General features: G+C 51.6%; 13 protein-coding genes. All 13 read left to right on the top strand.

Features of this window, described 5'->3' with window-relative positions; translation table 11 throughout:
- Positions 1-16: 16 nt before the first annotated feature.
- Positions 17-736 carry an SDR family oxidoreductase gene (locus ACS5WU_RS12125; RefSeq protein ID WP_046444566.1) on the top strand — a complete coding sequence of 240 codons (720 nt, stop codon included), beginning with the start codon at positions 17-19 and terminating at the stop codon, positions 734-736.
- Positions 737-1,319: 583 nt separating this feature from the next.
- The gene (gene hrcA / locus ACS5WU_RS12130) at positions 1,320-2,357 is read left to right on the top strand and encodes a heat-inducible transcriptional repressor HrcA (protein WP_302759896.1); all 1,038 of its coding nucleotides are present in this window, start codon (positions 1,320-1,322) and stop codon (positions 2,355-2,357) included.
- A gap of 15 nt (positions 2,358-2,372) precedes the next feature.
- Positions 2,373-2,993 carry a nucleotide exchange factor GrpE gene (gene grpE, locus ACS5WU_RS12135; protein WP_046444564.1) on the top strand — a complete coding sequence of 207 codons (621 nt, stop codon included), beginning with the start codon at positions 2,373-2,375 and terminating at the stop codon, positions 2,991-2,993.
- Between the two features lie 60 nt (positions 2,994-3,053).
- Positions 3,054-4,943, top strand: a complete 1,890-nt coding sequence (gene dnaK, locus ACS5WU_RS12140; protein ID WP_046444563.1) for a molecular chaperone DnaK — start codon at positions 3,054-3,056, stop codon at positions 4,941-4,943.
- A 120-nt stretch (positions 4,944-5,063) separates the two neighbouring features.
- The gene (dnaJ, locus tag ACS5WU_RS12145) at positions 5,064-6,173 is read left to right on the top strand and encodes a molecular chaperone DnaJ (RefSeq protein WP_046444562.1); all 1,110 of its coding nucleotides are present in this window, start codon (positions 5,064-5,066) and stop codon (positions 6,171-6,173) included.
- A gap of 307 nt (positions 6,174-6,480) precedes the next feature.
- Positions 6,481-7,422, top strand: coding sequence for a 50S ribosomal protein L11 methyltransferase (gene prmA / locus ACS5WU_RS12150; RefSeq protein ID WP_059108456.1), 942 nt, complete (start codon positions 6,481-6,483; stop codon positions 7,420-7,422).
- Entirely contained in the window at positions 7,419-8,156 is a 738-nt protein-coding gene (locus ACS5WU_RS12155) for a 16S rRNA (uracil(1498)-N(3))-methyltransferase (protein ID WP_465089177.1), read from the top strand. The genes prmA and ACS5WU_RS12155 overlap by 4 nt, the downstream gene beginning before the upstream one ends.
- Before the next feature lies 1 nt (position 8,157).
- Positions 8,158-9,429: a tRNA (N(6)-L-threonylcarbamoyladenosine(37)-C(2))-methylthiotransferase MtaB gene (mtaB, locus tag ACS5WU_RS12160; RefSeq protein WP_046444559.1), complete on the top strand. Its 1,272-nt coding sequence runs from the start codon at positions 8,158-8,160 to the stop codon at positions 9,427-9,429.
- Between the two features lie 419 nt (positions 9,430-9,848).
- Positions 9,849-10,193, top strand: coding sequence for a histidine triad nucleotide-binding protein (locus ACS5WU_RS12165; RefSeq protein ID WP_046444558.1), 345 nt, complete (start codon positions 9,849-9,851; stop codon positions 10,191-10,193).
- Between the two features lie 188 nt (positions 10,194-10,381).
- Positions 10,382-10,555 carry a 30S ribosomal protein S21 gene (rpsU, locus tag ACS5WU_RS12170; RefSeq protein WP_046444557.1) on the top strand — a complete coding sequence of 58 codons (174 nt, stop codon included), beginning with the start codon at positions 10,382-10,384 and terminating at the stop codon, positions 10,553-10,555.
- A gap of 144 nt (positions 10,556-10,699) precedes the next feature.
- Positions 10,700-11,659 (top strand): thiamine pyrophosphate-dependent dehydrogenase E1 component subunit alpha, encoded by a 960-nt coding sequence (locus tag ACS5WU_RS12175; protein WP_302759898.1) that lies wholly within the window; start codon positions 10,700-10,702, stop codon positions 11,657-11,659.
- Between the two features lie 13 nt (positions 11,660-11,672).
- Positions 11,673-12,650: an alpha-ketoacid dehydrogenase subunit beta gene (locus ACS5WU_RS12180; RefSeq protein ID WP_046444555.1), complete on the top strand. Its 978-nt coding sequence runs from the start codon at positions 11,673-11,675 to the stop codon at positions 12,648-12,650.
- Between the two features lie 78 nt (positions 12,651-12,728).
- Positions 12,729-13,700 (top strand): PhoH family protein, encoded by a 972-nt coding sequence (locus ACS5WU_RS12185; RefSeq protein WP_046444599.1) that lies wholly within the window; start codon positions 12,729-12,731, stop codon positions 13,698-13,700.
- The last annotated feature ends 30 nt before the right edge of the window (positions 13,701-13,730 follow it).

A 13,730-nucleotide genomic window follows, 5' to 3' on the forward strand; every position in this document is an offset into this window, starting at 1 on the left:
GACGAGGAGGATCGTTATGAAAAAATTAGTGGTAATTACGGGAGCAAGCTCGGGAATCGGCAGAGAATTTGCTAAGAGATTCTCGGGAATGGGGCATCCGGTGCTTTTACTGGCAAGGCGCCTTAAGAATATGGAAGAGTTGAATTTGCCGGATTCCATTTGCAGGTCTGTGGATGTAACGGACAAATATGCGATGGAAAAGGCAATCAGGGAAGCAGAGGAGAAATACGGCAAGACAGACTGCCTCATCAACTGCGCGGGCATTATGCTTCTTGGCAGCCCGGTGAAGCAAAGCTACGAGGAATGGGACAGGATGATCGACGTAAATGTAAAGGGTATCCTCACAGGCACGCATGTCGTGCTGCCGGATATGGTAGGGCGTAACGAGGGAACGATTATCAACATCAGCTCTGTGGCGGGAAGAAAGACATTTGACAGCCACTCGGTATACTGCGGCACGAAGTTCGCGGTGCACGCCATTACGGAGGCGATGCGCAAGGAAGTCTCGGGCAGCAACGTCAGGATTTCCGTGATCGCGCCGGCAATTACAGAAACAGAGCTGCTGACGCATACCACAGACGAGCAGATCGTTGCGGATTACAACGAGACGAAAAAGCAGATCGAGCGTGGAATGGATGTTTCCCAGGTGGCGGACTGCGCGGAATTTATTTACAATATGCCGCAGGAGGTTTGCATCCGCGAGATCGTTCTTGCAAAGACCAAACAGGCGGATTAAAACGCAGGGCAATAAGAAAAGCAGGGCAAGGGGCCGGCAGGCGGAGTCAGTATCCGTCAGCCGGCCTTTTTATGTGCAGGGCGGGGCTGTACCGACTGTCGCTTTGCCCCGCACGAGCGCGACCTTCGGTGCTTCGCGAAAGAAGCTGCGCTTCTCTCGCGGGCTCTCATTGCCAGAGGATGTTTTGCGCCGGTTTCCAACTCGCAAAACGAATTGATTCCTGACGATCTCAGGAACGCTTTTATTGTTTCGTACACTGCCCTGCTTCCGGGCAAAGAGCATTGATTTTCAAAGCAGACCGCGTTCTGCCGGCCCTCGGCAGGCTCATAGGCCTGCAAAATTCCGGGCCGGGAAAATGTCAGGAAAAAGGCGCAATTTGTTCATATAATGTTCATGCGGATGGCGTAGTATTTTAAGAAATGATATTGACAACCACCCCATGCGGTGGTATCTTTATATCAAGGAATTAGCACTCGAGCAAGGCGAGTGCTAACAAAACGGTTTAAGACCGGTTATTTGTGTATATGAATAAAACATATCATCGCGGGATGCGAAATTCGCAGGGAAGGAGTGAGCGAGTGACATGGAATTATCGGACAGAAAATTGAAAATACTCAAGGCGATCATTGACGACTATATCGATACGGGTGTTCCTGTCGGTTCGCGCACGCTTTCCAAAAAGCCGGGGTTTGATTACAGCTCCGCCACCATCAGGAATGAAATGGCAGACCTTGAGGAACTTGGGTTTCTGGATCAGCCGCATACGTCCGCTGGGCGCACGCCGAGCGATAAGGCATACCGCCTGTATGTGGATCGCCTGATGCACATAGACAGGATCACGAAGGACGAGGCAATCTTTATCCGCAATTATTTCGACGCGCGGGTAGGCGAGATTAGCGAGGTGCTGGAATCTGCCGCGAAGGCGCTTTCGGATGTGACGAAGCATATTTCCATGGTGACCGCCCCGCAGCTTGACAGCGTAAAGCTCAAGCGGATACAGATCGTGAAAATCACAGATACGAAGGCAATGCTTATTTTTGTGACGGATAACGGGCTTGTGCAGGATCAGATGATCAGCGTGCCGATCGGCATGGAGACGCAGCAGCTCGATATGCTCTCAAACATGCTGACTGATAAGGTGCAAAACGTTTCCCTCAAGGAAGCGGAAGAAATTATAAAAAAAGAATGTATGGACGTTCTGAAGGAACAGAAGGTCATTATGGGAGAAATTCTGGATGCGATCAACCTGAACCGCGAAAAAAAGGATCTCGTGTTTGGCGGAGCGCAAAATATCCTCAATTATCCGGAATACAGGGATATTGCAAAAGCAAGGCATTTCCTGCAGCTTCTGGAAACGAAGGATACGCTGTATAAGATGCTTTCCAACGCGACAGACCTTGAATTTTCGATCAAGATCGGCAAGGAAAACCCGTATGACGATTTTAAGGATATGAGTATTGTCACCGCAACCTATAAAATTGGCGGCGAAAAGATCGGCTCCTTTGGAGTGATCGGGCCGACACGTATGGATTACGGCCGTGTACTGTCCGTGCTCAACTACGTGGGGATGAGCCTTAGCGACATCCTTTCGTGTTTACTGGAAACAGATAAAAACAAATAAGGCAGGTAATTAAAATTGACACAAAACAAGAGTGAAGAAACGGAAAAGAAGGAACCGGTACAGGAACCGGAGGAAGTAAAGGAAGAAAAAACGGCAGAGGCGGCAGAACAGGAAGAACTGGAAGAAAAAACAGAGCAGCCGGAAGAAAAGCCCGATAAGAAGGAAGCGAAGCATAAATCCGCCAAAAAGGATAAAGCGGCGGAAAAGCTCAAAGTGCTTGAGGCAGAGAAGGAAGAATATTTGAGCGCCCTGAAGCGCGAGCGGGCAGATTTTGAGAATTATAAAAAGCGTAACGCTTCGCTTGCGGCGGCGTCTTTCCAAAACGGCGTGGCAGACACGGTTATGGTGCTGCTGCCGATTCTGGACAACTTTGAACGCGCGCTTATGGCTGATTGCGCGGACAAGGCGTTTTCCGAGGGAGTCGAAATGATTATGCGCCAGCTTAAGGACGCTATGAGCAATCTTGGAGTGGAAGAGATTGCGGCGGACGGGCAATTTGATCCGGAGGTTCATAACGCTGTCATGCAGGTGGAAGAAGAAGGGTTTGAATCCAACCAGATCGTTGAGGTTTTACAAAAGGGCTATAGCCTGAATGGAAAGGTGCTGCGGCACTCGATGGTTAAAGTGGCAAAATGAAGCGTTGCTTCATAAGAAATAAAAAGAATTGATAACATATTTAACAGGAGGTTGTTATAAATGGGTAAAGTAATTGGTATTGACTTAGGAACGACAAATTCATGCGTAGCGGTTATGGAGGGCGGCGAAGCCGTCGTAATTCCAAATGCCGAGGGCGGCAGGACAACCGCGTCGGTTGTTGCGTTTTCGAATAACGGGGAAAGACTGGTTGGGCAGGTTGCAAAGCGCCAGGCGGTAACAAATCCGGATCACACGGTTATGTCCATCAAGCGCGACATGGGCACGGACAGAAAGGTCACGATCGACGGGAAAACATATTCCCCGCAGGAAATTTCCGCGATGATCCTGCAAAAGCTGAAATCCGATGCGGAAGCATATCTTGGAGAGACGGTGACGCAGGCGGTAATTACGGTTCCGGCGTACTTCTCCGATTCGCAGAGGCAGGCGACAAAAGACGCGGGAAGGATTGCGGGCCTCGAGGTGCTGCGTATTGTGAACGAGCCGACGGCTGCGGCGCTTGCATATGGACTGGAAAAAGACAACAACCAGAAGGTGCTGGTATACGACCTTGGCGGCGGCACGTTTGACGTATCCCTGCTGGAGATCGGCGACGGCGTAATCGAGGTGCTGGCGACAAGCGGAAACAACCGCCTTGGCGGCGACGACTTTGACGATAAGGTGGTCGACTGGATGGTAGCCGAATTTAAAAAGAGCAACGGGATTGACCTTTCCAGCGACAAGATCGCGCTGCAGCGCCTGAAGGAGGCTGCGGAAAAAGCGAAAATCGAGCTTTCCGGTGTGATGCAGACAAACATCAACCTGCCGTTTATCACGGCAGACGCGTCCGGCCCCAAGCATCTTGACCTGAACCTTACGAGAGCAAAATTCGACGAGCTGACGGCTGACCTTGTCGCGGCGACGGAAGGACCGACTTCAAGCGCGATCAAGGATGCGGGCGTAAGCAGCAGCGAAATCGACAAAGTCCTTCTGGTCGGAGGTTCCTCGCGTATTCCGGCTGTTCAGGATATGGTAAAGAGGATTACGGGCAAAGAGCCCTTCAAAGGCATCAACCCGGACGAATGCGTTGCAATGGGCGCGGCAATCCAGGCGGGCGTTCTCGGCGGGGAGGTCAAGGACGTACTTCTGCTCGACGTAACGCCGCTTTCGCTCGGTATCGAAACAATGGGCGGAATCTGCACCAAGCTCATAGACCGGAATACGACTATCCCGGCAAAGAAGAGCCAGGTGTTCTCTACGGCAGCCGACGGACAGACAAGCGTGGAAATCCACGTATTGCAGGGCGAACGTGAAATGGCGGCGGCAAATAAAACGCTGGGACGTTTTACGCTTACAGGCATTGCGCCTGCCCCGCGCGGAGTTCCGCAGATCGAGGTTACCTTTGATATCGACGCAAACGGTATCGTAAACGTATCCGCAAAGGATATGGGCACGGGCAAGGAGCAGAAAATCACGATTACAGCGTCTACGAACCTGTCGGACGATGAGATCGATAAGGCAGTCAAGGACGCGGAGAAATTTGCGGCGGAAGACGAGAAGAGAAAAGAAGAGGTGGAAGCGCGTAACAATGCGGATTCGCTGATCTACCAGACGGAAAAGACCTTGAAAGACCTTGGCGACAAGGTGCCAAAGGAAGACCAGAAGAAGATCGAGGACGAGCTGGCGGCGACAAAGGAAGCGCTCAAGACCAACAATCCGGATACGATCAAATCCGCTACGGAGAAGCTGCAGAAGGTTTCATTCGATACGTTCGGTAAAATCTACCAGCAGGCGGGCGGAGATCCGAACGCTGCGGGTGGCGCAGGCGCGGCAGGCGGCGCTGGTTTTGATCCGAATTACGATCCCAACGGCGGCAAAAAAGACGACAACGTCGTGGATGCCGATTATGAGGTAGTAGATGAGGACAAGGACAAAGACGACAAAAAAGACTGAGCAGACTGAAAAATAAAAAAATAAGAACCCTTTTAAAGCCAGAGTATGATATTATGAATAATAGGTACTTTGGCTTTTAAGGGTTGGGATGAAGATTAGTTGGAAGAGGTATAGGAAAACTTGGCTAAGGATTATTACGAAACGCTGGGCGTTGACAAAAGTGCGTCGGCGGACGAAATCAAAAGTGCATACAGAAAACTTGCCAAACAATATCACCCTGATATGAATAAGGGAGATGAAGGAGCCGCGCAGAAGTTTAAAGAGATCAACGAGGCTTACCAGGTTCTGAGCGACGACCAGAAGCGCCAGCAGTACGATACCTTTGGCACCGCGGATGGCGCGGGCGGTTTTGGCGGACAGGGCGGCTTCGGCGGATTTGAAGGCTTCGGTGGTTTTGGCGATATATTTGATAACATCTTTGGCGGCGGGATGCGCAGCCGTCCGCAAAACGGGCCGCAGCGGGGAAATGATATCCGTGTCAGTATGCGTATCAGTTTTGAGGATGCGGCACATGGCATCAAACAGGAGGTCACGATCAACCGTCTGGAAAAATGCGAAGAGTGCGACGGAACCGGAGCGAAAAAGGGAACGGAGCGCAGGACATGCCCTACCTGTAACGGGACGGGCCAGGAACGCGTTCAGCAGCAAACGATGTTTGGCAGCTTTGTAAACGTGCAGCCCTGCCGTACCTGCGGAGGAGAAGGGACGATTGTCGATTCGCCATGTGAAAAGTGCAAGGGAAAAGGAACGGTGCAGCAGCAGCGTACGATTTCCGTGAATATTCCTGCCGGTATCGATAACGGCCAGATTCTTACCATGCGCGGCGAAGGCCACGCGGGAAAGCGGGGCGGCCCTGCGGGAGACCTGCAGATTGTGATTTCCGTAAAACCGCATAAGCTTTTTGAACGGCTGGGATACGACCTGTATCTCGATATGGATATCAGTATGATACAGGCTGCTCTCGGCGACGAGATCGAGGTGCCGACGCTTGACGGCAAGGTGCGTTATAAGGTAGAGGCGGGAACGCAGCCGGGGACGGTATTCCGTCTGAAAAACAAGGGCGTACAGCATCTGAACAGCACGCGTATGGGCGACCTGTATGTGCGCGCCAATGTGCAGATACCAAAGAAGCTCAACGAGCGGCAGAAAAAAGTGCTGCGCGATTTTGAAGAGAAGATCAAAAACAAGGACAAGGGCACGACGTTCAACAAGCCGAACGACGCTTTTTAAGAGCTTGGAGAAAACGGTATCGCCATAGGGCTTTACCGTTTTTTATACCCGGTATTGGAGCGGGAAAGCGCTGGGTATCCGGGTGGCCTTGATATTTGAAAGGCGGGGTGAAAGTTGTTGCAAAACAGTACTTTTGGTTGTAACCGAATTTGGTTTGCAGCTATAATGTTGATTACAGCTTTTCAAATGGTTTCACAGGCAATATTTGCAGGGAACTGATATGCGGCAAACAATTTCATGCGCACAACGTGCGCTGCGATTTGTTACTATGCTGCAAGACAGAACAAATGTTGAAGGGGCATAGCATATGGACTGGTTAAAAATTGGGATACGTACGCAAAAGGAAGCGGAAGAGATTATCTCCGAGCTGCTGATGCAGGTAGGAGCGCATGGAGTCAGTATCGAGGGGGATAACGAGGCCTGCGCGAAGCAGGGGCTTCCCTGGGATTATCTTGACGAGAAGGTGCTGGAACGCGTGCCATTTTGCGTTGCGGCGTTTTTTCCGTGTGACGGCAGCGAAAAGGAGATACTGGAGCATGTGAGGCAAAAGCTTGCAAAGCTGCGCCATATGAGCATTGATGTGCCGCTCGGAAGCCTTGAGGTGATTACGCAGGTGGTGCATGAGGAGGACTGGGAGAATGCCTGGAAGGCATATTTTAGTCCGGTCAAAATATCCGATTATGTGGTGATCAAGCCAACCTGGGAGGATTATACGGCCGGCAACGACGAGATCGTGATCGAGATAGATCCGGGCATGGCGTTTGGCACCGGCAACCATGAGACAACCAAGATGTGCGTGCATCTGCTCGAGGAATATATCGAGCCGGGAATGCAGGTGATTGACGCGGGCTGCGGCAGCGGGATATTGTCAATTTCCTCTGCAAAGCTCGGCGCACAGAAGGTATACGCGCTCGATCTTGATCCTGTTGCGGTGCAGGTAACGGCAGAGAATGCGCGGGGCAACGGCTGCGGAGATATGATTGAAGTAAAGAAATCAGATTTGCTTTCAGCGCTGCCGACGGATTTGAAGGCGGACATCGTGGTCGCCAATATTATTGCGGATGTGGTAATCAGGCTGAACGGCATTGCGAAAAATTATATGAAGCCGGGCGGGATGTATATTTGCTCGGGTATCATTGATGCGCGTGTGGACGAGGTAAGGGCCTCGCTGGAGCAGGAAGGATACCGTGTGATCCAGATTCTTGAGGACGGAGAATGGCGCGCCCTGGCCTGCAAGTACAGGGGATGAGGCGTTTTTTCAAGGAAGACATCACGGGAGACACCGTGAAGGTCAGCGGGCAGGAGGCAAAGCATATAGCCCGTGTGCTGCGGATGCAGCCTGGCGACGAGCTTATTTTATTTGATGGAAGCGGCGTGGATTATTTGTGCGCGGTCAGCGCGGTCGGCGAACAGGAGGTAACGGTTCTGGTAAAGGGAAGCAGCGTCTCAAAATGCGAGCTCCCCGTGAAAATTACGCTTTTCCAGGCCGTTATCAAAAGCGACCACCTCGACTACGCAGTGCAAAAATGCACGGAGGCGGGCGTTGACGCTTTTGTTCCGTTCCTGAGCGAACGCTGTGTGAAGCGGCCTGACGCAAAGTCTGCGGAAAAGCTTGTGGAAAAGGAGCGAAGGATTGCGCTGGAAGCGGCAAAGCAGTGCGGGCGTTCACGCATTCCGGATGTAAGCGGCCTTTGTTCGTTTCGCGAGCTTGTAGATTTCGTAAGGCATACGGATGGGCTTGTTCTGCTTGCGTATGAAAATGAAAAACAGACGACGATCAAAGAGGTTTTGCAGCAAAATCTCCGCAGAGAAAAGGGCATTTGCGTGATCGTAGGCCCGGAGGGCGGTTTTGCGGAACACGAGGTCAGCGCGCTTGTGGATGCGGGAGCGGTGGCGTGCACGCTTGGAACGCTTATTTTCCGTGCGGAAACAGCTGGAGTTGCGGCTGCTGCGATGATCGGATACGAGTTTATGGGGAAATAGAATGAAAGTAGCGGCGTATACGCTGGGGTGCAAGGTAAATCAATATGACACAAACGCCATGGTGGAAATGCTTGAGAAAGAGGGCTTTATTCGCGTGTCTTTTCATGAGGCGGCGGATGTATACCTGATCAATACGTGCACAGTCACCAATATGGCGGACAAAAAATCGCGGAATATGATCCGGCGCCTCCATCATCAGCATCCGCAGGCTGTGATATGCGTGTGCGGATGTCTTGCCCAGCGCGACAGTGAAAAGGTTATGGAGATTGAGGGTGTGGGCGCGGTCATTGGCACGGAGAACCGCTCGCGCATCGTGGAAATTGTAAATGAGGCGCTTTTGGGCAGGCGCGTCAACTGGGCCCGTGATATTTCAGGGACAGATGAATTTGAGGAAATGACCGTAAGCTCCGGCGGAGAGCTTACGCGCGGATATATCAAAATACAGGAGGGATGCAATAACTTTTGCAGCTATTGCATCATACCCTATGTGCGCGGACGCGTACGTTCGCGTGCGGAGGAAAGCATACTTGCGGAGGCAAGGAAGCTTGCGCAAAATCATATCAGGGAAATTGTACTCACGGGGATACACATTTCGTCTTACGGGCAGGACGGCGGCGGGGAGTTGCTTTCCATGCTGCGGGGATTAAATGAAGTCGAAGGACTTGAACGCATCCGTCTCGGATCGCTCGAGCCGCATATTTTAGAGCCTGGTTTCCTAAGGGAACTCGCTGCGCTTGAAAAAATATGCCCTCACTTCCATGTGTCTTTGCAAAGCGGCAGCGACGATGTTTTAAGGCGGATGAACCGCAAATATACCAGCGGGCAGTTTGCAGGGTATCTTGAAAATATACGTTCGGAATTCAACCTTCCGGCAATCACCACGGATATCATAACCGGTTTTCCGGGCGAGACGGACGAAGCGTTCCGGCAGACGTGTGATTTTGCGCGGGAACAGAGGTTTTCGCGTATTCATGTATTTCCGTATTCTGAGCGGGAAGGAACGCCCGCTGCATCCATGAAGGGCAGCGTACCCGTAAAAGTGCGCAGGGAGCGGGCAAACATCCTCATTGATATCGCCCGGGAGCTTGAACAGGCTTTTGCAATGCAGTTTATAGGGACGCGGCAGGATGTGCTGTTTGAGCAAAAAACAGGGGACGGCCTTATGGAAGGATATACGGACCGTTACCTGCGCGTACATGCCTGTGCACAGGAAGGTGCATTGAAAAACGTTTTACTGGGCGAATACAAAAATGGTATACTATACGCAAAATAGAGGCGCGGACTTTTAAATAAGATTGTATGGGATATTAACATACTGTACGCTTGATTTCACGCCGCATCAGTCCATTGCATTCAAAGCCTGCTTACTGCGTGCGCAAAGGCGTTTTCATGCAACAGACTGACACGGCGCTGGCATACGCTCTATAAAGCGGAGTGCGTAGCCCGGCAAACTTCTATGTCTGCCGGCAGGCACATAAGGCGCTGCAATGAGGAGCTTCAGAAGCCGTTACCACGTTGTACCGCTTATGCTTTAATAGGCGGATGCAGCGCGCCGTACACGGTTTTGATTTTTGAACTGTACGGCGCGTCTCCGAAGGGCGGTGCCTTATGCGCCTGCCTCCACGTCAGTGTACAATGCCCATACAATAAAAATAATCAGGCGCGCGAATCGCGCCGGAACAGGAGTTTACAATGGAAGATTGTTTGTTTTGCAAAATCATCGCGGGAGAGATTCCGGGTAATAAGGTATATGAGGACGATATGGTTTATGCTTTTTACGATATCGATCCGAAAGCGCCCGAGCATATCCTGATCATTCCCAAAAAGCATATCAAGAGTATTTTGGAAGTGGGAGAAGGAGATTTTTGCTATATTGAGGCAATGATCAAAGCCGCGCAAAAGTTAGCGGCGGAAAAAGGCTTTGCACAGGACGGTTTCCGCCTGGTGTTCAACACGGGCGCAAACGGCGGACAGACGGTTCACCACCTGCATCTGCACCTTCTTGGCGGGCGCGAATTTGGATGGCCGCCGGGCTGAGCGCAATCTCAGGAAAAGGGCATGCAGCGACGGTATAGCGGCATAAAATGCCTGTAGCTGAAACATTTTGCGCCTCGCAAGTTGAAATAGATATTGACAGAGCGCAAGGATTTTACTATAATACAGTGGTATGAAATAGCTCCCAGTTTTTACGTTGTAAAAACAGAGTACGGGAGGAGGGGAGATCAATGTCTGAAATACGCGTAGGCGAAAATGAGACGCTGGAAAGTGCTCTTCGCAGATTTAAGCGTAAATGTGCGCGAGCAGGGGTTTTGGCTGAAATTCGGAAACGTGAGCATTATGAAAAACCCAGCGTGAAGAGAAAGAAAAAAGCGGAAGCTGCCAGAAAGAGAAAGCATTAATTTTTTTGGTGACTTCATGGGAAGGCTCTTTTTTGAGAGCTTGTTCGTTTGATACGAAGCATGATCAAGGTTTTGGCGCGTTAAGTGACAAAACCTTGTTTTTTATCAGGTATTTTGTATAAAATATCACAATAGAGGTATTAAATGGTATTGTCGGAAGAAAAACTGCGGGAGATTTACACAAGGATGTGTCTGGCCCGTGAGTTTGAGTGGTGTGTTGCGCGGATGTTTCGCGACGGCAGGATGCACGGTACAACGCATCTTGGCGTGGGACAGGAAGGCAGCGCAATGGGCGTAGTAAGCGTCCTTCGTCCGGAGGATATTGTCTTTGGCAGCCACAGGGGACACAATTTGTGCATTGCAAAGGGTATGGACGCAAAAGCGATGATGGCGGAAATGCTCGGCAGGGAAACCGGCTGCTGCAAAGGGCTTGGCGGCTCGATGCACATGGCGGACATCAAAAAAGGAAATTATGGCACAAACGGTGTTGTAGCGGGATCGATCCCGCTTGCGGCAGGCGTTGCGCTTGCCTTTCAAAAGGATCAAAAACCAAATATCGCGGTCAGCTTTTTTGGCGACGGCGCAACGAATGAGGGAGTCTTCCATGAGACGCTTAATATGGCGTCGCTTATGAAGCTGCCTGTTATTTTTGTATGCGAAAATAATTTTTACGGGATGTCTACGCCGGTGGAAAAGAGCACGGCGGTGCCGCAGATTGCAAAACGCGCTGTGGCATATGGGATTCCGGCAGCGACGGTTGACGGGAACGACGTGCTTGAGGTCGCCGTGGCAGCGGACGAAGCTGCCCGGAGGGCGCGCAGCGGCGGCGGGCCGACACTGATTGAGGTGGTTACATACCGCTGGCTGGGGCACTCAAAGAGCGACAAGCGCGTATACCGGACGCGCGAGGAAGAGAACGAATGGAAAGAACGGTGCCCAATCAAACGGTTTTACGGATATTTATGTGAAAATGGATTCAGCGCGAGTGAGCTTGACGCGATTCGACAGCAGGCTGTGCACGAGGTGGAAGAGGCTGTTGCGTTTGCGGAACAGTCGGAAGAGTATTCGCTTTGTGAAGCGGAAAAGCTCGTGTACGCTGATTGAGGTGGAATAAATAATGGCAGTGATTACAGTAAAGCAGGCCATCGCAGACGCGCTGCGCGAAGAGCTGCGCAGGGATGAAAAGGTGTTTTTGATCGGAGAGGACATCGGCCTTTATGGCGGAGGCTTTGGTGTGACGAGCGGATTGATCGAAGAATTCGGCGAGTCGCGCGTGATGGATACGCCTATCTCGGAGGAAGGTTACACGGGAATAGCGGTAGGCGCGGCAATGATGGGCTACCGGCCTGTAGTGGAGTATATTTTTTCTGATTTTATCATGCAGGCAATGGATCCGATTGTCAACCAGGCCGCAAAAATGCGTTATATGCTGGGCGGGCAGGTAACCGTGCCGATTGTATTCCGGATGCCGGCGGGCGCCGGAACGGGCGCCGCGGCGCAGCATTCGCAGAGCATTGAGGCGTGGTTTTGCCATGTCCCCGGGCTGCAAGTGGTTGCTCCGGGAACCCCCTGCGACGCAAAGGGGCTTTTAAAGTCCGCAATCAGAAGCAACACACCGGTCTTGTTTTTCGAGCACAAACTGGGGTATCATACAATGGGAGAGGTGCCGGAGGAAGAATATACCATTCCGATTGGAAAAGCAGACGTAAAACGCGAAGGAAACGATCTGACGATTATCAGCTATTCACATATGCTGCAAAAGGCTCTTGAAGCTGCGGAAATGCTGGAAAAGGACGGGGTGAACGCACAGGTGCTGGACTTGCGAACCCTGAGCCCGCTTGATACGCAGGCGATTATCGACAATGCAAAAAAGACGGGGCGCGTGCTTATCACGCACGAAGCTACGGCAGAATGCGGAGTGGGCGCGGAGGTGCTTTCCGTGATCTGTGAAAGCGACGCATGCCTTTCACTCAAAAAGCCGGTGAAGCGGCTCGGCGGGAAAGCCATGCCGGTGTCATTTACAAAGACGATCGAGCAGGCCGCCGTTCCACAAACGGAAGCTGTTTACGAGGCGGCGAAGGAGCTGCTGCAATAGCAAATTCACGAAAAGGTGCAGGAGGAAGTATATACTTTGACAGTAACACAGTTACAAATCGATGTTTCGTTTGACAGTATGGAGCAGATGGCCGGGGTGTTTGGCAGCTTTGACGAAAACATTAATATTATTTCCGCGGAAACGGGCACGACGATCCGCGCTACGGAAGAAGGGATCAGCGTTACAGGGGAAACGGCAAAGGTAAAGACAGCGGCTGACGTAATCGAGGTCCTGAAAAAGATGTATGGGAAGAACGAAACGATTAATCCCGATTCGGTGAATTATGCGCTGGACCTTGTTCGCGACGGGCACCAGCATATGGTGACGGAAATGATGTCGGACATCGTTGCGATTACAGCCAAGGGCAAGCAGATTAAGTGCAAGTCCTATGGGCAAAAGGAATATATCCAGGCAATCAAGGATAACACGGTTACGATCTGTATCGGCCCGGCGGGGACGGGAAAAACCTATCTTGCAATGGCGATGGCGGTCGTGGCGCTCAAAAATAAACAGGTGTCGCGCATCATTTTAACGCGTCCGGCGGTGGAAGCGGGGGAAAACCTTGGCTTTTTGCCCGGAGACCTGCAAAACAAGGTTGATCCATACCTGCGCCCGCTTTACGACGCGCTTTATGATTTCATGGGTGCAGAGGCATACGCCCGCCTTTCGGAGAAGGGCGTAATCGAGGTCGCGCCGCTTGCCTACATGCGCGGCAGGACGTTAAACGATGCGTTTATTATCCTGGATGAAGGGCAAAATACGAGCATAGAGCAGATGAAGATGTTTCTTACGCGGTTTGGCGAGGGCTCCAAGGTGGTTGTGACAGGGGACGTGACGCAGATCGATCTGCCGAGTAACCGGCAGTCCGGGCTCAAGAAAACCGCAGATATCCTGTCCGGAATCGACGGCATCGAGGTGATTTACCTCACGCAGAAGGACGTGGTGCGTCACCGCCTTGTGAAAGCGATTGTAAAAGCATTCGATAAATATGAAAAAGTGCACGAAAAAAAGCCGCCTTCACAGCAAGGCCGCACTCCGGCAAAGAGATAGAATTGATAACGCCCGCAGGATTGACGCCCA

Source organism: Christensenella sp. KGMB01412 (assembly GCF_055522415.1).

What these genes read in the sequence shown, in the direction of transcription:
- ACS5WU_RS12125 (WP_046444566.1), top strand. Translation starts at nt 17, where the DNA reads ATGAAAAAATTAGTGGTAATTACGGGAGCAAGCTCGGGAATCGGCAGA.
- hrcA (WP_302759896.1), top strand. Translation starts at nt 1,320, where the DNA reads ATGGAATTATCGGACAGAAAATTGAAAATACTCAAGGCGATCATTGAC.
- dnaK (WP_046444563.1), top strand. Translation starts at nt 3,054, where the DNA reads ATGGGTAAAGTAATTGGTATTGACTTAGGAACGACAAATTCATGCGTA.
- prmA (WP_059108456.1), top strand. Translation starts at nt 6,481, where the DNA reads ATGGACTGGTTAAAAATTGGGATACGTACGCAAAAGGAAGCGGAAGAG.
- ACS5WU_RS12155 (WP_465089177.1), top strand. Translation starts at nt 7,419, where the DNA reads ATGAGGCGTTTTTTCAAGGAAGACATCACGGGAGACACCGTGAAGGTC.
- mtaB (WP_046444559.1), top strand. Translation starts at nt 8,158, where the DNA reads ATGAAAGTAGCGGCGTATACGCTGGGGTGCAAGGTAAATCAATATGAC.
- ACS5WU_RS12165 (WP_046444558.1), top strand. Translation starts at nt 9,849, where the DNA reads ATGGAAGATTGTTTGTTTTGCAAAATCATCGCGGGAGAGATTCCGGGT.
- rpsU (WP_046444557.1), top strand. Translation starts at nt 10,382, where the DNA reads ATGTCTGAAATACGCGTAGGCGAAAATGAGACGCTGGAAAGTGCTCTT.
- ACS5WU_RS12175 (WP_302759898.1), top strand. Translation starts at nt 10,700, where the DNA reads ATGGTATTGTCGGAAGAAAAACTGCGGGAGATTTACACAAGGATGTGT.
- ACS5WU_RS12180 (WP_046444555.1), top strand. Translation starts at nt 11,673, where the DNA reads ATGGCAGTGATTACAGTAAAGCAGGCCATCGCAGACGCGCTGCGCGAA.
- ACS5WU_RS12185 (WP_046444599.1), top strand. Translation starts at nt 12,729, where the DNA reads ATGGAGCAGATGGCCGGGGTGTTTGGCAGCTTTGACGAAAACATTAAT.